This is a genomic window from Flavobacterium chungangensis (assembly GCF_042654045.1).
GTDB lineage: Bacteria > Bacteroidota > Bacteroidia > Flavobacteriales > Flavobacteriaceae > Flavobacterium > Flavobacterium chungangensis.
On the sequence record NZ_JBHSFY010000006.1, the window covers coordinates 214,104 to 233,008 of the forward strand.

Annotated in this window: 12 protein-coding genes; 5 read left to right on the forward strand and 7 right to left on the reverse strand. The window is 34.5% G+C overall.

Features of this window, described 5'->3' with window-relative positions; translation table 11 throughout:
• Positions 1-233: 233 nt before the first annotated feature.
• The 4 genes from nagB to ACFO3N_RS11900 form a co-directional block, all read right to left on the reverse strand.
• Positions 234-2,162, reverse strand: a complete 1,929-nt coding sequence (gene nagB / locus ACFO3N_RS11885) for a glucosamine-6-phosphate deaminase (protein ID WP_379797965.1) — start codon at positions 2,160-2,162, stop codon at positions 234-236.
• A 24-nt stretch (positions 2,163-2,186) separates the two neighbouring features.
• On the reverse strand, positions 2,187-3,566 hold the full coding sequence (locus ACFO3N_RS11890; RefSeq protein WP_379797967.1) for a sugar MFS transporter: 1,380 nt from the start codon (positions 3,564-3,566) through the stop codon (positions 2,187-2,189).
• Between the two features lie 165 nt (positions 3,567-3,731).
• Positions 3,732-4,613 (reverse strand): sugar phosphate nucleotidyltransferase, encoded by an 882-nt coding sequence (locus ACFO3N_RS11895; protein ID WP_379797969.1) that lies wholly within the window; start codon positions 4,611-4,613, stop codon positions 3,732-3,734.
• 6 nt (positions 4,614-4,619) lie between these two features.
• Positions 4,620-5,711 (reverse strand): GHMP family kinase ATP-binding protein, encoded by a 1,092-nt coding sequence (locus ACFO3N_RS11900; RefSeq protein WP_379797971.1) that lies wholly within the window; start codon positions 5,709-5,711, stop codon positions 4,620-4,622.
• A 233-nt stretch (positions 5,712-5,944) separates the two neighbouring features.
• Here ACFO3N_RS11900 and ACFO3N_RS11905 point away from each other — a divergent pair, with 233 nt between their 5' ends.
• Complete coding sequence (locus tag ACFO3N_RS11905; protein WP_379797973.1) at positions 5,945-6,985, forward strand: LacI family DNA-binding transcriptional regulator; 1,041 nt, start codon at positions 5,945-5,947, stop codon at positions 6,983-6,985.
• Positions 6,986-7,002: 17 nt separating this feature from the next.
• Here the strand turns inward: ACFO3N_RS11905 and ACFO3N_RS11910 are convergent, their stop codons facing one another.
• Complete coding sequence (locus ACFO3N_RS11910) at positions 7,003-7,653, reverse strand: sugar-binding protein (protein WP_379797975.1); 651 nt, start codon at positions 7,651-7,653, stop codon at positions 7,003-7,005.
• 642 nt (positions 7,654-8,295) lie between these two features.
• Here ACFO3N_RS11910 and ACFO3N_RS11915 point away from each other — a divergent pair.
• The 4 genes from ACFO3N_RS11915 (at position 8,296) to ACFO3N_RS11930 (ending at position 16,082) form a co-directional block, all read left to right on the forward strand.
• Positions 8,296-11,376 carry a SusC/RagA family TonB-linked outer membrane protein gene (locus tag ACFO3N_RS11915; RefSeq protein WP_379797977.1) on the forward strand — a complete coding sequence of 1,027 codons (3,081 nt, stop codon included), beginning with the start codon at positions 8,296-8,298 and terminating at the stop codon, positions 11,374-11,376.
• Between the two features lie 10 nt (positions 11,377-11,386).
• Positions 11,387-13,084, forward strand: a complete 1,698-nt coding sequence (locus ACFO3N_RS11920) for a RagB/SusD family nutrient uptake outer membrane protein (RefSeq protein WP_379797979.1) — start codon at positions 11,387-11,389, stop codon at positions 13,082-13,084.
• Between the two features lie 90 nt (positions 13,085-13,174).
• Positions 13,175-14,497, forward strand: coding sequence for a DUF3472 domain-containing protein (locus tag ACFO3N_RS11925; RefSeq protein WP_379797981.1), 1,323 nt, complete (start codon positions 13,175-13,177; stop codon positions 14,495-14,497).
• A 247-nt stretch (positions 14,498-14,744) separates the two neighbouring features.
• On the forward strand, positions 14,745-16,082 hold the full coding sequence (locus ACFO3N_RS11930; RefSeq protein ID WP_379798162.1) for a Gfo/Idh/MocA family protein: 1,338 nt from the start codon (positions 14,745-14,747) through the stop codon (positions 16,080-16,082).
• A gap of 295 nt (positions 16,083-16,377) precedes the next feature.
• On the opposite strand, the gene ACFO3N_RS11935 is transcribed toward ACFO3N_RS11930, so the two are convergent.
• Both ACFO3N_RS11935 and ACFO3N_RS11940 read right to left on the reverse strand, forming a co-directional pair.
• Entirely contained in the window at positions 16,378-16,779 is a 402-nt protein-coding gene (locus tag ACFO3N_RS11935) for an OsmC family protein (protein WP_379797983.1), read from the reverse strand.
• A complete protein-coding gene (locus ACFO3N_RS11940; RefSeq protein WP_379797985.1) occupies positions 16,779-18,854 on the reverse strand; it encodes a LysM peptidoglycan-binding domain-containing protein in 2,076 nt (691 codons plus the stop codon). The genes ACFO3N_RS11935 and ACFO3N_RS11940 overlap by 1 nt, the downstream gene beginning before the upstream one ends.
• Positions 18,855-18,905 lie beyond the last annotated feature (51 nt).

Below are 18,905 nucleotides of genomic sequence, written 5' to 3' on the forward strand. Positions count from 1 at the left end.
ATTATTAAAACAAAGATTAGAAAACTTAGAACCTCAAAATCTAAAAAAAAAAAAAAAAAAACTTAGAATCTCAGAATCTTAGAACCTTAGCCACCTTAAAAAAAGAAGCAAGAAAAAAGAACTTATTTGCGTTCCCTCTTCCTGCTTCAAAAATATTATTTAAGACTTTATACTAATTTCTAAAAACACTAAGAAAAAAACTTAGAATCTTAGCATCTCAGAACCTTAGCATCTTAGTAGTGCCATCTCACGAAAGCTTCCATTGCAGCATACGTTGCTAAACCTAATTGGTGATATAAAGCTGCCGTCTCGCGGTTTCTGTCTTCTGCTCTCTGCCAGAACTCTCTTGCGTCTGTTCCTTGGAAAACAACTCCATCTTTTTGAGACTGGTGTTTGAAGATTCCGTGACGTTTTTCTAGAACTTGATCTGGACTCATTGGAACAGCCATTTCAACTTCGTCAATTCCCCACTCTTGCCAAGCTCCACGGTATAACCATAACCAACAATCGTTCATGAACTCTTTTGGTTTTAAAACTTTTACTGCTTCAAAAATCGCATCCAAACAAACTTTGTGAGTTCCGTGTGGATCTGCTAAATCTCCCGCTGCGTAAATCTGGTGTGGTTTAATTTTCTCAATCAAATCAACTGTCAACTGAACATCTTCTGGTCCGATTGGTTTTTTCTCGATTGTACCTGTTTCATAAAAAGGCAATTCCATAAAGTGAATTTGCTCGTCTGGCAAACCAACAAAATGACTAGTAGCTCTCGCCTCTCCTTTTCTGATCAAACCTTTAATATAACGAACTTCCGGGATATCAATTTCACTGTTCTTTTTGTTCTGCAAGAATGCTTCTGCCTTTTTATAAATGCTATCCGCTTCTTCGCTTTTGATTCCGAATTTTTCGTTGTAGTCAATTACGAATCTAGCAAAACGAAGCGCTTCATCATCAGCAACAGCGATATTTCCAGATGTTTGATAAGCAACGTGCACTTCATGTCCTTGCTCTTGCAAACGCATAAAAGTTCCTCCCATACTGATAATATCATCATCTGGGTGCGGACTGAAAATCAATACACGCTTTTTAGCTGGCTCTGCTCTTTCAGGGCGATTTGTATCGTCTGCATTTGGTTTTCCACCTGGCCAACCTGTAATTGTATTCTGTAATTTATTAAATATCTTAATATTAGTATCGTAAGCTGGACCTGAATCTGCCAACAAATCACTCATACCGTTTTCAATATAATCAGCATCTGTAAGCATTAAAATTGGTTTTTTAAGATCTAATGCCAATCCTAAAACTGCTTTACGAGTTAATTTATCTGTCCAAACGATTTTCTCAACCAACCAAGGCTTGTTGATTCTAGTTAATTTTGAAGAAGCTTCTTTATCTAAAACAAAAACTGCGTTGTTATGCTCTTGCAAAAATGAAGCAGGAACTCGATTTGTAACTTCATCTTCAACAGATTTTTTTACAATGTTTGCTTTTCCTTCACCCCAAGCTAACAAAATCACTCTTTTTGCTTCCATGATTTTTTTAACCCCAAGTGTAATTGCAGTTCTTGGTGTATTATTTAAACCAAAGAAATCTTTACTTGCAGCAACTCTTGTAATATGATCTAAAGCCACTAAACGAGTTTTAGAGTTTTGAAGTGAACCAGACTCATTAAATCCGATGTGTCCGTTTCCTCCAATTCCAAGAATCTGAAGATCGATTCCGCCTAAAGCTTCAATTTTAGCTTCATATTCGTGGCAATAATCTGCAATTTGCTCTTTTGTTAAAAGTCCGTCTGGAACGTGAGCGTTTTCAGGTAAAATATCGACATGATCAAACAAAAGTTCTTTCATGAAACGAACATAACTATTGATTGAATTTGGTTCCATTGGATAATATTCATCCAAGTTAAAACTGATTACGTTTTTGAAACTCAAGCCTTCTTCTTTGTGCAGACGCACTAATTCGGCATATAATCCTTTTGGAGAAGAACCTGTTGCCAAACCAAGAATACATGGCTTTCCTTCTTTTTCCTTTTCTTTGATTAATGCTGCAATTTCTTGCGCTACTTCTTTTGAAGCATCTGTTGAGTTTTCAAAAACAACTGTATTAATATTTTCGAATCGTTTTTCGAAACCTGTTGCTTTGTCGATTTTACTTTTTAACATGATATATTAATTTTTTATTTTTGTTCAACTATTCCATTTCCTGTATTTATGCCCTTTTACAGCATAAAACAAAATCATTGCATAAGATGGTAATAAAATTAAATACGCCAACTGATTACCGCTTTTTGAAACACCTTGCATATTTTTTGCAATATTTGCAGAATTGATACTTTCAGTAATCATTCCGTAAAACAATGGAAAAACTGCTCCACCGATAATTCCCATAATCAAAATAGCACTACCAATCTTGGTGTAACCTCCTAAATCCTGCAAAGCCATTGGCCAAATTGCTGGCCAGCACAATGCATTTGCCAATCCTAAAAGCGCTACTAAAAGTATTACTAATGGTATATTTGGAGTTCCTGGAAATGCAATCATTATTTTTGGAGAAATCAAAACAATTGCCATAACCAGTACCAAGCCCAATATTCCTGATACTTTTAAAGCAGTTACCTGAGAAACATATTTAGGAATCAATACTATTCCAAGAACGTATCCGATAACCATTGCCGACATGGTAAATGAGGTTAATTTAAGATAGAAATTCCCTTCTTCACCATAAACTCCAAGTTGTTTTCCGAAAGCTCCAATAGAATCTCCCGCCAAAACTTCGGCAGACAAATACAACATTAAAGTAATTACTCCTAAAACAAGCTGCGGATATTTAAATGCATTTTTAATCTGTTGAAAAACACTTAAATTCGAAACATTTCCTTCTTCATCCAAATCAATTTCTGGAAGAGGAGAAAATTTCACCATCAAGGCTAAAACTGTAATAATCAACCCCATATAAAGATACGGCGTTTGTAATTGCAAAGCAAGAGAATTTAACGCAGTAGTTTTTGCAACTTCATCCATCGCAGCAATTTTGTCTGCGGTAAAGTCCTGCATATTAGACAAAACCAAAACCGTAAGAACGATTGGCGCTACGAATCCAGCTAGTTTATTTGCAATTCCTAAAACACTGATTCTTGCAGCTGCACTTTCTCTAGGCCCAATTACTACAACATATGGATTTGATGCTGTCTGTAAAACCGCTAAACCAGTTCCCATTACAAATAAGGCCAATAAAAACAAAAGAAAAGTACGACTAGAAGCCGCTGGATAAAACATAAAAGCTCCTGCGGCGATAATTAGCAATCCTAAAGAAATTCCGTTTTTATATCCCACTTTTTCAATAATATAAGAAGAAGGAACTGCCATTACGAAGTAGGCTATATAAAATGCGAAAGTCACAAAATAAGCTTGCGAAGAAGTTAGTTCGCAGGCTAATTCAAAAAACGGAATTAGTGGTCCGTTAAGCCAGGTTACGAATCCTAGAATAAAAAACAATAAGGTTAAAATTACCATCGGAACAATGGCACTTTTTTTCTCTACCTGTAATGTACTTTTAATGTTTGTCATAATTTTTGGTTGATTAGTTTATAGATTTATTTAATTCAAAATCTAAATTAGAATCAACTCTCACATTATTGATTGCGTAATTTATGCAAATATCTGCATTTTTTTTGCAAAACAAAAGTACTACATTAAATTTCCTTATTCTCTAATTTAGATATGAAAGTTTTGTTAATTTTTGCTATTCCAGTTTAAATCAGGGTAATATTTTGCCAAATATGTTTTTACATCAGCAATATCTTCTTTAGCAGTTAAGTCTGGAACATGCTCCGAAAACGGAATTCCGATCGTTGTATTCGGATTTTCCTTAACGGAGTTCAAAAGCACTGTTGGAAGCTCCTTTTCGTCACGCTCTGGATGCACTGGACAATTTTTAAGATGTACATATAAAGTCTTGCCATTAAACTTAAAAGCATTCATACTCACACGTATCTTTCCTTCTGCGTCCTTATATTGTTCCAAATCTTCTTCCGTAGGCTTTTCTAAAATATCCAAAAGCTGATTATTTGCATCCAATTTTGCAATTGCAAAACGTGAAATACGCTCCAGTGGAAAATCCATTGCATCGCGATCGTAACTGATAAAAGCATTCGGGCTTTCAGTTTCTCTCAAAGCACGCAATGCTTCAGCCGAATACAAATTATCGCTGTTGCAAACCGAGTAAAATTGAGAATTCAGCTCTGGATATTGTTCTACTGCCTGAAATAAGGCATCAGCTGTTCCAAAAGGTTTTATTCTTCCCTCTGGAATATATTGTACCGCAAATGAAATATTCAATCCATGAAAGTTGTTGTTTTTCATTTCATTTCCGTAAAACTCTTTAAACAAATTACCTTGCTCTCCTATAATAATATAGATGTTTTTATAGCCTGCTTTTTTGGCATTCCACAAAAGATAATCCATAAGAGGCCTTCCGCTTGATCCCACACCAATTAAACCTTTGCTTCTTTCATTAGCCTGCGCAATTTCTTCTGGAGATAAATTATCTAAAACCGCTTCTTTTTTCATACGAGAAGAAGCTCCACCGGCTAGAATTACTAAATTTTCGTGCATTTTATTTTAAATTTCAATATTATCAATAATTCGTACTCCTGGATCTACATTTACCACATAAGCTTCTTCTGCCCCTGCATTTAAAATGGCTTTTATAACAGCATCTTCTTTTTGAGGATCAGCAATAACGACAATACTTCCTCCTCCGCCAGAGCCCACAATTTTTGCCCCATATGCTCCTGCTTTTAAAGCAGCATTAATCATTTGATCAATTCTTGGAACTGTTATTTTAAGAAGATCACGTAAAACTTCATGATGACTATTCATCAAAGCGCCAATTTTTTGAAGGTCTAAAACTGGCTTTTCAAATTCTTTTAATGCTTCTTTAGTATAATGGTAGTTTTTTATTGCTGCCTCAAAGTAGGCAATCAAACGATCTGGAAGACAATTTCGGTAACGATCTAAATCTTCAATTTTTGAAGCATTTAAATCAAAATCTGGATAGTTTTGCTTTACAATATCAATAGCCAATAAAGCATTACCTTTTAATTCGCCTATTAATCCTATTGTTTCTTTAGGAACTCCGGAAACTCCTGTTATCAAGCCTTTTAGTTCCGTTCCAATTACATCAAAAGAAAACGGCTTTTTGGTATTAATATGAACAATATTTCCAACACCAATGCTAAAATGGTCCATCATTCCGCCTGGTTCTCCATGTTCCAAAACTTCAGATTCGTATCCTAATTTAGAAAGAAAATCTGGCGTCACTTCATGATCAATTCCAAAGGCTTCTATTAAAAAACGAATCCAAGCCATTAATAAAGCCGAAGAACTTGATGTTCCAGAATTTATTGGGATATCTCCAGTAACTGTTACCGTATAACCTGTGGTTGGTTTGCATCCGTATCGACGTAAAACACGTAATGCTGAAGCAAAATAATCTCGTGCTTCTAATTTATCAAATGTAGCATGAATATCTATAATCCGAATTTCATCAATATCAATCATATTCAAAACAAATGTTTCGGTCAGATTTTCTTTTGCTACTAATTTAATATTTCGATCTATGGCGCAGGCTATAACAGGAAGCCCTAAATAATCTTGGTGATCTCCAAAAAGACAGGTTCTCCCTGGTGCTGAAGCTGTAATTTTCCTCATTTAAAAACAAGATATTATAATACTGAAAAACAATGCTTTAAAGTATATTTTGATTAGTGAATTTACTTTGATTTTGGGTTTTGATTCTACGAAACTATAGATTATATTTTGATAAAACAAATAAAATAAGAAAAAATGTGCTCGAACACACTTGAAAATGTTCTCGAGCACATTTTCAAAATTCGTCCAAACTATATTCCGAAAAATTAAATGTAATTTATATATTTGCTTATATGGATAAAAAATATACTATTAAAGACATTGCACAAATGGCCGGAGTTTCTAAAGGAACTGTCGACAGGGTTTTGCATAATAGAGGAAAGGTTTCTCCTGCTGCGCTGGAAAAAATTAATGAGGTCTTAAATGTTATAGATTATGAACCTAATTTAATTGCTAGGAATTTAAAAAATACTAAAATCTATAAAATCTGTGTTCTGCTGCCAGATCCCGAAATAGATTCTTATTGGCTTCCTTGTGTCAATGGCATACAAGATGCGGTAAAAGAATTTAAACCTTACAGTGTCAATATCACGATTCAATATTTTAATCCAGAGAGTAAAAAATCGTTTGTAAGTGCAAACAACGCTGTTTTAAATCTTGAACCAGATGCAGTGTTAATTGCGCCAGTATTTCATAAAGAAACCATCGAAGCAGTTAAAGTTTATGAGGAGTCAAATGTTATTGTCAATACTTTCAATAATCAAATCGAATCTAATGCTGTAAAATGTTTTGTCGGCCAGGATCTTTACAAAAGCGGCCGAGTTGTTGCTAGTTTAATGAACTTAATTTTATCTGAAGGCCAAATTGCTATTGTTCATATAGACGAAAGTTTGAAGAATGCGGTTCATATGCAGGAAAAAGAAAAAGGTTTTAGAAGTTATTTTGAAGAAAAAAAACTCAATTCTTTTTCGCTGACCACATTAAAACTGAAGCATCCAAATGTTGAAAGCAAGTTTTTAAATTTCTTGGAAGAAAATCCAGATTTAAAAGGAATTTTCATTACAACTTCAAAAGCCTATCAAATTGCAACAACACTTTCAGGCTTGAAAGACAAAAAGATAGCTTTGATTGGTTACGATTTAATCGAAAAAAATGTGACTTTCTTAAACGAAGGACTACTGCATTTCTTAATTCATCAAAACCAAAAAAGACAAGCTTATTTAGGCGTTAGCACATTGGCAGAACATTTCTTGTACAGCAAAGAAATTCCTGAAACCATTTTACTGCCAATTGATATTATAAATGTTGAAAATGCAGATTTCTATATTTACTAAATTTTCTTCTTTATCATTTAATCTTCAAGAATAAATTTTCCAAAAGAAGATGCGATATGAAAATTGGGTTCTTCTGTTTTAGGATTAACCCATGAAATCCATGTTGGTTCGTATTCTAGATTTTCGTTCTCTGAAAATTTAGCTCGATACACTCCAGCTTGTATAACATTATCTCGAATTAAACCTAGTTCTCTTAACGAAACCAAACTTATTTTTCCTTGAACGGTAAATGAATTGGGATTTTTAAAAGAATAAACCTCCAAATGTCCTTTTGGCCATTTCCAATCGTAATCAAAATTCCAATTAGGATAAGCTTCAAAATCTAAAATACGTGTATCTACATCCATTTCCAGACAATAATACGGACTTAGTTTTTCATCTTTTCTAAAAAAAAGCTCCACACGATCTGAATTGCAAATACTGTCTGTAGAATTGTCTTTTCGATCAATATAAATTTCAGAATCAAAAACCTGAAAATTAAAAAATAAATAATCAGCATTCCATCTCGCTCTAAATTCAATTTTTGAAAACAGTTCGGTTTTCCAAGGCGAACAAAAATCGCTCAGACAATTTGCCTTTTCCCAAAAATTATAGTCCAATTTTTCAATATTTGCTTCTTCATTTTGTTTAACGAAATTGACTTTGTAGGCTTTTAAATCTGAACTCATTTTTTAAATGTTTTTTATTTTTTTAGAGATAGAAAATACTGCTGTTTGAAGTGTGTTTTTAATGTTCAAAAAATTAGAGTGATTATCTCTTTTAAAACGCTAATATAAGATAAACTTTTTCAGTAAATCTAATCGTAATTTTTAAAATTCAAGTGTAGAAAAAATAGAGAAAGAAAAAACTCACCTAATTCAATTTTAAAAATACTTGATTAATTCTTAGCATTAGAAATAAACAATTGCAGAATTATTAGTAAAATTTAAAAGTACTTTTTATTCCACAAAAAAGAAAACTTCCCGCTAAGAATCCTATTAAATCTCACAACTGTCTTTTTTACATTTTATTTTAGAATATCATCAACTTTTTGTGCCAAAAAAAATCAGTAACACAATTTTATGTGCTCGAGAACATAAATTTTGTGTGTTCGAGCACATTTTTCGTGTTTTTTCTTGTTTTATAATTTTTTAATCTCTAGTTTCGTCGAACAATTAGAATTTAGAAGACCGTTTTCGCATTTATTTTTGATCATTTTCAGTTAAAAAAAGCGGTCCAAAAACGTCAACAAAACCAAAATTTTAATTCGTAAAAAAGAAAAAAATCGACTAAACAAAAAACTCAATTATTAACCAAAACCTAACCAGAGTATGAAAAAAGTATTCGCTAAAAAGTCTAGTACTTTTAGAATGCATTCAGTACTTGAAAAAAGCTTAAAAACGGCGTTATTTTCATTGTTGTCTTTAAGTATTCAAGCAGCGACTGCAGCACCAATTAGTGAAATCGATTCAAACAAAACCAGTTTATTGGCATTTCAAAAAATTGCAAAAGGGAAAGTTGTAGACGAAAAAGGAACTCCAATCCCTGGAGTTAATGTTGTGATTAAAGGAAGTAAAACGGGTGTACAAACCGATATGGACGGAAGTTTTTCAATAGAAGTCCCAAATGCTTCAACAATTTTAGTGTTTTCTTTCCTTGGAATGCAGGAACAAGAAGTTCCAGCAGGTAATTCTTCATTGAAAATCACAATGAAAGAAGCTGGACAACAGATGGACGAAGTAGTGGTTGTTGGATACAGTAAAGTTAAAAAGGAAAGTTTAACAGGATCTCTTCAAACTTTAGACAACAAAAAAATTGTTGATATTACGACTCCTGCTGTAGAAAATATGCTAGCTGGAAAAGCTACCGGTGTTTTTGTAAATACAGGCGGAGGCCAGCCTGGATCTGTCGGAAAAATTATTATTCGCGGTAGAACCACTGTAAACGGAAGCACCGACCCGTTATGGGTTATCGATGGTGTTATTGTTGGAAATAGCTCAGGAAATATGAATCCAGCAGATATTGAAACACTTACTGTTCTTAAAGATGCCGCTTCTACAGCTGTTTACGGTTCTCAAGGTGCAAACGGAGTTATCGTTGTAACTACTAAAAGCGGTAAAAAAGGAAAACCAACTATTAGTTTTTCTGCAAGGACGGCAATGACAACGATCAACAACGGAAATTTTGATATTATGAACGGTAGCGAATTATACGACTTGTATGATTCTTTTGCTAATAAAGAAGATTTTCAAAATGTTTGGTGGTGGACTCCAGAATTGAGAAACAAAAATTACGATTGGTGGGATAACGGAAGTAAAACTGGAATTGCAAACGACTATAATTTATCGATTAGCGGAGGCGGTGACAACTTTAAAAGCTATGTTTCTCTCGGATATTATGATGAAACTGGCGCTATAAAAGGTTACGAATATAAAAAATACAATGGTTTAATGAAGTTTGAGTACAAACCAAATACTTGGTTTACTTTACGTCCTCAAATAAACTTAACTAAAGAAACGACATTTGACCAACAGCATTCTGTAGGCGCTTTGTACGGAAATATGCCTTGGGACAGTCCTTATTTAGAGGATGGAACTTTGGTTGGAAATGCACCAAATCCGACTTGGGTAAACACCACCGGATCTAATTATTTGTATGATTTGCAATGGAATTACGGTGAATCTGAAAGTTATACGGTTCGTGCCAACATGGATTTTGATATCAAATTTACAAACTGGCTGACTTATGCTTCTGTAAATAATTACATTTTCGGAAACTATAATTCGACTTACTATTCAGACCCTAGATCTTCATCTGGATTAGCAGTTAAAGGAAGAATTGAGGATTATTTCAGTACTTATAATAGAGTTTACAGTAATCAGCTTTTACGATTCAATACTTCTTTTGACAAACACAGCATCAATGCTGTTGCTGGTTACGAATGGAATGAATACAATTCTAAATACAGCAACGGAATCGCAACTGGAATTCCGCCAGGAATCGTTGTTGCAGATGCTGCGGCAGTTCCAGAAAAAGTAGGTGGAGGAAGATCGCAATGGGCAGTGCAATCACTTTTATCAAATATCAATTATTCGTATGATGACCGTTATTTGGCACAAGTTTCTTTCCGTCGTGACGGTGCATCCAACTTTGGAAAGAATGCACAATATGGAAATTTCTTTTCTTTAAGTGGTGGTTGGAACATTCATAAAGAAAGCTTTTTCCATGCCGATTTCATTAATAATCTGAAATTGAAAGCAAGTTATGGTTCGGTAGGAAATAGACCAAACAGCTTATACCCTCACCTTCCATTATATTCTTTTTCACAAAGTTATAATGAAAATCCTGGTGCTTTAATTTCTCAATTAGCAAATCCAGATTTAAGCTGGGAAAAAACATACACGGGCGATATTGGTTTGGAAATTGGATTATTCAATCGCGTAAATATTACTTTAGATTATTACAATAAAAACACTTCTGATCTTTTATATCAAGTACCGCTTCCAGGGGTAATTGGGGTAACTAGTATATGGAGAAATGTTGGAGCGGTAAATAATCGAGGTTTTGAAGCATCGATAAATGTGGACATCATTAAAAATGATAATTTAAAATGGTCTGTTGATGCGAACATTGGTACCAACAAAAATAAAGTAACGAGTCTTTATGGCGGTAAAACTCAGATTATCGTTGGAGACGGAAGCGGCATTGCAGGTTCTGCATCAAAACTGCTTACTCCGGGAATGGATGTTGATAGCTGGTATTTAACAGAATGGGCGGGTGTTGATCCAGAAAATGGAAAACCACAATGGATGACAACAGATGCAAACGGAGCTCGTGTTAAAACGTACGACTATGCAGCTGCCTCTAAAAACCAAAAAGTAATTGGCGCTTACACACCTGACTTTTTTGGAGGCTTTTCTACTAATTTAAATTATAAGAATTTCGATTTCGCAGCTATTTTCAGTTATTCTGTAGGCGGAGAAATTTACAACTATGCCAGAGCAGAATTTGATTCGGATGGTGCTTACACAGATCGTAATCAAATGAATTTGCATAGCGGCTGGAGCCGTTGGGAAAAACCTGGAGATATTGCTACACATCCGCAAGCAATTTACAACAACCCGAGCAACTCGAACAAAGCCTCTTCTCGTTTCTTAGAAACTGGAACCTACCTAAAAATGAGAAGTATTACTTTAGGGTACAACTTGCCGATTGAAAGTCTTTACATTTCAAATTTAAGATTGTACATCGCTGGAGAAAATTTATTTACCATCAGCCATTATTCTGGGGTTGATCCTGAACTTCCTCCTAATTACAACAGTGCAACTGGTCAAAATGTAATTTCTGGAGTTGCCTCACAGGTTTATCCTTCAACAAGAAAAGTGGTATTGGGACTTAACTTAACTCTTTAAAAACAAAATCATGAAAAAGATATTTCTATTATTTACAGCAATTAGTTTCCTGTCTTCATGTGAGTTAGACAGAGAACCATTTAATTCCTATACACAAGATAAAATTCAGGAAGATAAAGAAGCTTCTATCGAAGTTTTATTAAACGGATGTTATGCACAGCTAAAAGGATGGTCTGATGTTATGCATAGAGTTGGCGAATATCCAGGCGACAATATTATGATTAGAGGAACGTCTACTGATGCTTTTTATTCTTTTATTTCCTATCAGCATGTTACTAATAATGGACGTTTATCTGTTTTTTGGAACAATAGTTATAAAATTATTTCGCAGTCAAGTGATTTAATTAAAATTATCAAAGAAGGAGAAAGTGATGCTGTAGACCAGCAATTGGGAGAAGCGTATTATTTAAGAGGCATGATCTACTTCTATTTAGGCAAAACATACGGAAGGCCTTATGCACAATCTCCTGAAACTAATTTGGGTGTTCCAATTGTAAATGGTCTTCCAGACGACCTAAACAATTTGACCTTACCAGATCGTTCTACTGTAAAAGATACTTATGCACAGGCAATTAATGATTTGAAAAAAGCAGAAGCTTTAATGAATACCAATAAAACTGCTGCTTATGCAACAAAAGAAGCAGCTCAGGCAATGCTTTCTAGAATCTATTTGTATATGAGCGGTACTTATGAAACGCCAAATCAAGAGTTTGCAACACAGTCTATAGAATATTCAAATAAAGTAATTGCAAGCGGACGTTACAGTTTATTAAGCCGTGCAAGTTTCATGAAATATAATACTTATGCTCCTGACGCTCCAGAACAAACAGAAACCATTTTTGCAGTAAAACAAGTTGCTTCTGAATTCTCTGGCTTCGATCACTATTACGGAATTGGCGGTATGTATGCCAACATTCAAGGTCAAGGTTGGGGAGAAATGTATGCAAGCGCTAAATATTTAGATTTACTTAGAAAAGCTGGCGGAAAAAATGATGCACGTTGGGCTTTTATTGATCCGCAATATGCTACAGATGCAGCAGGAAACAAAACAGAGGCTTTCCGTTTTATCTATGATGTTTTTAACGCAGGAGGAACTCAAACGGGATACAATTATATGCAACAGCCTTTACAACGTAATCCTGATGGTTCTTTTTTCATAACTATAGGAACTACAAATTACAATTTGACAACTGTAAACGCGGCAGAAAATCAATATTCAATTGTGTACGAGGGAAAAACATATACTGGCGAAAAAGATTATATGATGCTTTTAAATCGTGTTTATCCAATGTACTACATTACAAAATGTTCACTTCAAGATAATGACTCACACTTACACTCTCCTATCATTTCAAGATTGGCAGAAATGTACTTGAATCTTGCTGAAGCTTACGCTAAAAAAGGAGATTATAGCAATGCCTTAACCAATTTGAATAAGGTTCGCGAAAGAGCTATTGTTGGCGGAGGATATACTTCTTTAAATAGCACAAACGCTGTACAAAGAATTGATGAAGAACGTCAATTGGAACTTGCGTTTGAAGCACATCGCGGTTATGATGTTTACAGAAACGGACAAACTATGACACGCCGCTATCCTGGTCCGCATTTGCCAATGAACGATGTTCCTGCAACAAGTCTTAGAGTGGTGCAGTACATTCCGCAATCAGAAATTAACGCTTATCCGGGTACATTAACCCAAAATCCATAATCGTTTTAGATTTGTTTATTGTTTTTAACAGCCTCTCTAATTATAAAGATTAGAGAGGTTTAAAAAAAGTTAATCATTCAATACTTACTAATGAAAAATTTACTTTATCTAATTTTAGCTTTTTCACTTGTATCATTTTCCTGTACTGACCACAGCGAAAATGGTTCAGAAAATAATGAAATAGAAAATCCTAAAACATCTATTTCTTTACCATTGGCAGGAAATGCATACAGTTCTAAACATCTAGAAGACAATAATACGATTACAGACAATGGCATTGAGAATTGGAAAAATGCTGACGAAACCTTTACCGTTTATTTCAGAATTTTCAAACCGGGAACTTTTCAGATTTCTGTTGAAGAATCTGTTGAAGTTTACGGAAAATCAGAGCTTGAATTTTCGATTAATAATGAAGCAAAAAAAGTAACTTTCAATACTTCAAAGAAAGCAGTTGTAATTGGAAATTGGAAAATCAATCAGGAAGGTTATGTTGCACTGAAAATAAAAGGAATTACTAAAAATGGTGATCGTTTTCCATCCATCAATAGATTAAAAATTTCCAGCGCTGATTACGACGGAAAAATTTCTTATGTTCCAAATAACGAAGGTAATTTTTATCATTGGGGGCGCAGAGGTCCATCTGTTCACTTAAACTATCCCGTTCCAGAAAACATAAATGCAGAATGGTTTTACAACGAGATTACTGTTCCTGAAAATGAAGACAAAATTGGTTCTTATTTTATGGCAAATGGCTTTGGCGAAGGTTATTTCGGAATTCAGGTAAATTCTGCAACCGAAAGAAGAGTTTTGTTTTCTGTTTGGAGTCCGTTTAATACCGATGATCCAAACAGTATTCCAGAATCATACAAAATTAAAATGCTTAAAAAGGGTGAAAATGTTCATACGGGAGAATTTGGAAATGAAGGTTCTGGCGGACAAAGCTATTTAAAGTACAATTGGAAAGCGGGTACAACCTATAAATTCCTGCTTAAAGGATCTCCAAATGGAGATAATACCACAACATATACCGCTTATTTTTTCCCTCCAGAATTAAAGAAATGGATGCTGATTGCCAGTTTTAAACGCCCAGAAACGAATACTTATTTAAAAAGGTTTCACTCGTTCTTAGAAAATTTTATTCCAGAACAAGGCGATTTATCTCGTAAAGTTTTGTTCAACAATCAATGGATCTGCGATGAAAAAGGGAATTGGACAGAAATTAATACTGCACGATTTACCAATGACAATACAGGAGCTAAAGAATATCGTATGGATTTTGCCGGTGGAGCTGAAGAGGGCTCTTTCTATTTAAAAAATGGAGGTTTTTTTAATAATTATACAACACCAAAAACTAACTTTACAAGACCACTCAACAATAAAAAGCTTGAAATAGATTTTAGTGTTTTACCATAATAAATGTCAAAAACAACATTTCTCCATTTAATAGTATGAGTGATTTTTTAAAATTAGGCTAAATTTTCTTTTTACCATTAAGAAAATAAGCAATTTAAGCCAAGCTTTATGAACTTAATTTCTTAATGGTAAAAGTCTCAAAAAATAAAAATTTCAGTATTTCCGATAGTATAAAAGCTATCAAAACATTTAAAACAAATTAACTATGAAAACCAGTAATTTAAAATTCATTTTGGCCGCATGCATTATGTTGTGGGGGACATTTGCATCGGCTCAAATGATAAAAACAAAAACTCCAACACGCGCTAAAGGTCAAACCGATGTTTTAAGATTAGCTGCACCAGCGATTCCAACCGTTCGCGTCGCTTTTATCGGACTTGGAATGCGTGGACCCGGCGCGGTAGAACGTATGACACATATTCCGGGTGTAGAAATTGTAGCGTTGTGCGACATGACTCAAGAAAATACTGCAAAATCAAATGAGATTTTAACGAAGGCAGGTTTCCCAAAAGCACAGGAATTCTATGGTGATGAAAATGCTTGGAGAAAAGTAACCGCATTACCAAACGTAGATTTAGTTTATGTGGCAACAGACTGGCTTCATCACGCTTCAATTGGTGTTCAAGCCATGAAAGACGGAAAGCACGTTGCTATTGAAGTTCCAGGTGCTTTGACTATGAAAGAAATCTGGGAACTTATTGATACTTCTGAAAAAACAAGAAAGCACTGTATGCAATTGGAAAACTGCGTTTACGATTTCTTTGAACTGACTACTTTAAACATGGCGCAACAAGGCGTTTTTGGAGAAATTCTTCATGCTGAAGGTTCTTACATTCACGGTTTACAGCCGTTTTGGGGAGAATACTGGAACAACTGGAGAATGGATTACAACATCAAACACCGCGGTGATGTTTATGCCACTCATGGAATGGGACCAGCTTGTCAAGCTTTAAACATTCACCGTGGAGACAAAATGAATTTCTTGGTTTCTATGGATACAAAAGCGGTTGGAAATCCTGCTTACATCAAAGAAAAATCTGGAAAAGAAATAAAGGACTTTAGAAACGGAGATCATACCATGACGATGATTCGTACCGAAAACGGAAAAACAATTCACATTCAGCACGATGTGACTTCTCCTCGTCCGTACAGCAGAATGTATCAATTGAGTGGCACAAAAGGATTTGCTAATAAATATCCGTTGGAAGGTTATGCTTTGGATGGAAAAGAATTAAGTGATGATGTAAAACCAAATCACGAAAAGTTAAGCGCACACTCTTTTGTTCCTGAAGAAGTTAAAAAAGCACTCATGGAAAAATACAAACATCCAATTGCTAAAGGTATTGAAGAACAAGCCAAAAAAGTAGGCGGTCATGGTGGTATGGATTTTATCATGGATTACCGATTAATTTACTGTCTTCAAAAAGGACTTCCATTAGATATGGATGTTTACGATTTGGCAGAATGGTCTTGCCTTGGTCCATTAACTGAAATTTCATTAGACAACAATTCAGCTCCTGTTGAAATACCAGATTTTACTCGAGGAGGCTGGAATAAATTGAAAAAATTAGAGTTTTCAGAATAAATATATTGGTTAGTTAAAGAGGGACAAGAGGGCAAAGTAGATGTTGCTCTCTTGTCTGTTTTAGACTGTTCATAAAATTTTTAGATTGAAAAAAAACATGTCGCTCCTCTGGAGCTTTACATTGCATACGTTTATTCTTTGCTATAAATATTACGCTTCTCCGAAGCTTATCTCTGGAGCTCTTCATATTGTATACATTTATTTTTTACTATAAATAATTCGTTTCTTCGAAGCCTACAAAAAAATGAGCTGTCTTTTTGAGACACCTCCTTTCTTAATTTTATTTGAATAAAAATTAATTCCAGTTGAAACTAATTCTTTTTTCGATTTCATTGCTTAAACTTAGAAAAACTGGACAAGTCATTGCAGCACGTTCTAAAATAGTTTTACTTTTTTCGTCAGCGTTGCTTTTCATTTGAAATACAATTTCGATTGCTCCAATTCTTCTTGGTTCAGCATTCATAATCTTAGTTACTTCAGCTGTAGAACCAACAAAATCTACTTCCAAATCACGAGCTTTAATTCCCATAATCGTCATCATGCAGCTTGCTAATGCGTTTGCTACAGTATCTGTTGGAGAAAATGCCTCTCCTTTTCCGTTATTATCTAATGGTGCGTCAGAAATGATTTCGCTTCCTGATTGCACGTGAATTGAACTTGTTCTTAAATCTCCTAAATAGGTTACTTTTGATGTCATTAATTTGCTACTTTTAAAGTTAAGTCACTATCATAATATAAGATGTAAACACCTTTATTAGCGTGTCCGCCATCTTCTTTTCTATAATATTGAAATTTATTGTCTACTTGCTGAGTCGTCATCAAATCAGCTGTTTCTTGAAATGTTTTTCCTTGAGATAAACGCATCATCGTGTCAAAAGTTACATCAAATCCTCTAGTTGCATAGGTTGTTGGATTTGCTTTGTTTTTCAAACGAAATTGTTTTTCATAAATTAAAACTGGCTGTTCATCACTTTCGCGCGTTACAGAAGGATACATTAATTTCAATTTTATCAAATTATCAAAACTAATTTCATCTGTATCCAATGTGCTGTTTGGCTCTAAAATCACCAATTGAACCTGACATGTTTTTTGAGAATCAAGCAATGCTTTAATCGTAGCTTTAACCATCGCTGTATTACCGGTTTCCATCACAACATAATTCATTCGATTTGGCATCAACAAGCTTTTTAAATTAGCCACATCCAAACCACCAGTTTCTGTTAAAGTTGCAAATGCAACTCCTTTTTGGTTTTGTCTGATATAATTAATAACCGATTCCTTTTTCTTATCTACTACCGCTACAATATTTCCATTTTTAGATCGCATATAATCAAAAACCGAATTTCTAATTACATCACTTGAAGGTACGGTTTGGTATAAATTGTCAATCGGATTTGCACTATCTTTTGATAAAGGAGAAATTACCGGAACATCATACGAACGTAGCATGTTTGCTGTAGTTTCTGCGTTACTTTGGTAAAATGGTCCAATTACAGCATCCGCATCTTGAAGTTTCGGAGTTAAACCTACAACATTAGAAGTTGTTTTAGTTTCCTGAGAATCGTAAATAGCAACATCAATTGGAAGTTTTAATGTTTTTGCAGAATCAATCGCCATCATAGCTCCAGCATAAAAATCTAAAGTCATGTTTAAGAACTTGTCGTTTTTAATTCTGTTAGCTGTTCCAGAAGTATCGCTTTGTACTTTAGCCAAATTAAAAGGAAGCAATAAAACTACTTTTTTACGCTCGTTAAGACCTTTCTTTTTGGTCAATTCAACAATTTCTACGTTTTCGTTTTCAGTCGATTTTACTTTATCGACAATTTTAATTCCACCGCCAGTATTTTCAACAGGTTTATACACTGAAGAATCGGCAGGTTTATCTGGCACTTGTGCAGCAACAATTGGTGCTGGAGCCACATATCCTGTTGGAACTTTCAAAACCATTCCTTCTTTTACACCTTCAGAAAGTGACGGATTCAATGCCACTAGTTCTTCTTGCGACAGATGAAAAACCCTTCCTAAACTATAAAAAGTTTCCTTTGGTTTAACCTGATATTCCATATAAGTCACCGCTTTTTTAGAAGTTTCAGCAGGCTTTTTACTTTCTACAGCTTTTGCCGTTTCTACTGGAGCAGCTTCTGTTTTTGGAGCTGTTCCTTTTATGGTCAATCTGTAACCAACTGGCAAGCTGTTCACAATATCTGGATTGCGTTTTTCTAATTCGTCAACCGTAATATTATACTGTTTTGCAATACCAAATTTTGTTTCTTTTGGCTGAACATCATGATAAACATATTTTTCGGCACCTTTTTCTTTCGCAGGTTTTGCTGCCGCTGCTTTTGGAGCAGATCCTTTTGCTGGAATAACCAATTTTTGTCCGATTTGAACACCAGTTTTTTCCAAAAACGGATTTGCAGCTTTTAAAGCTTCATCTGAAATTCCGTATTTTTTCTCGATACTATAAAAAGTTTCCTTTGGCTGCACTTCATGGATAATCTCTTTTCCTGAAGCCACTACAGCTTTAGTTTCAGAAACTTCTTTTTTTGCTTCTCCTGTTTTTGTCGGAATCAACAGCACAGAATTGGGCACCAATCCCGATCTTGCATCTGGATTGAGCTGATAGATATCATAAGGCGTTACCTTAAATTTTTGTGCAATCTGATTAATCGTCTCACCGCTCGATACTTTGTACTTCACCACTTTTTCTTGCGAAAATGCGCTGGAAGTCATAAAAAATACGAGAGACAATACTGTTAAATAATATTTCATAATAAGGCTTAAAACAATTTAATTTCTAATTCTAAAATAAGTTACAATTTT

Bases quoted from the DNA above. Each gene is read 5' to 3' on its own strand.
- ACFO3N_RS11935 (WP_379797983.1), bottom strand. From the start codon at position 16,779: ATGACATCAAAAGTAACCTATTTAGGAGATTTAAGAACAAGTTCAATT.
- ACFO3N_RS11920 (WP_379797979.1), top strand. From the start codon at position 11,387: ATGAAAAAGATATTTCTATTATTTACAGCAATTAGTTTCCTGTCTTCA.
- ACFO3N_RS11925 (WP_379797981.1), top strand. From the start codon at position 13,175: ATGAAAAATTTACTTTATCTAATTTTAGCTTTTTCACTTGTATCATTT.
- ACFO3N_RS11915 (WP_379797977.1), top strand. From the start codon at position 8,296: ATGAAAAAAGTATTCGCTAAAAAGTCTAGTACTTTTAGAATGCATTCA.
- ACFO3N_RS11890 (WP_379797967.1), bottom strand. From the start codon at position 3,566: ATGACAAACATTAAAAGTACATTACAGGTAGAGAAAAAAAGTGCCATT.
- ACFO3N_RS11930 (WP_379798162.1), top strand. From the start codon at position 14,745: ATGTTGTGGGGGACATTTGCATCGGCTCAAATGATAAAAACAAAAACT.
- ACFO3N_RS11940 (WP_379797985.1), bottom strand. From the start codon at position 18,854: ATGAAATATTATTTAACAGTATTGTCTCTCGTATTTTTTATGACTTCC.
- ACFO3N_RS11900 (WP_379797971.1), bottom strand. From the start codon at position 5,711: ATGAGGAAAATTACAGCTTCAGCACCAGGGAGAACCTGTCTTTTTGGA.
- nagB (WP_379797965.1), bottom strand. From the start codon at position 2,162: ATGTTAAAAAGTAAAATCGACAAAGCAACAGGTTTCGAAAAACGATTC.
- ACFO3N_RS11895 (WP_379797969.1), bottom strand. From the start codon at position 4,613: ATGCACGAAAATTTAGTAATTCTAGCCGGTGGAGCTTCTTCTCGTATG.
- ACFO3N_RS11910 (WP_379797975.1), bottom strand. From the start codon at position 7,653: ATGAGTTCAGATTTAAAAGCCTACAAAGTCAATTTCGTTAAACAAAAT.
- ACFO3N_RS11905 (WP_379797973.1), top strand. From the start codon at position 5,945: ATGGATAAAAAATATACTATTAAAGACATTGCACAAATGGCCGGAGTT.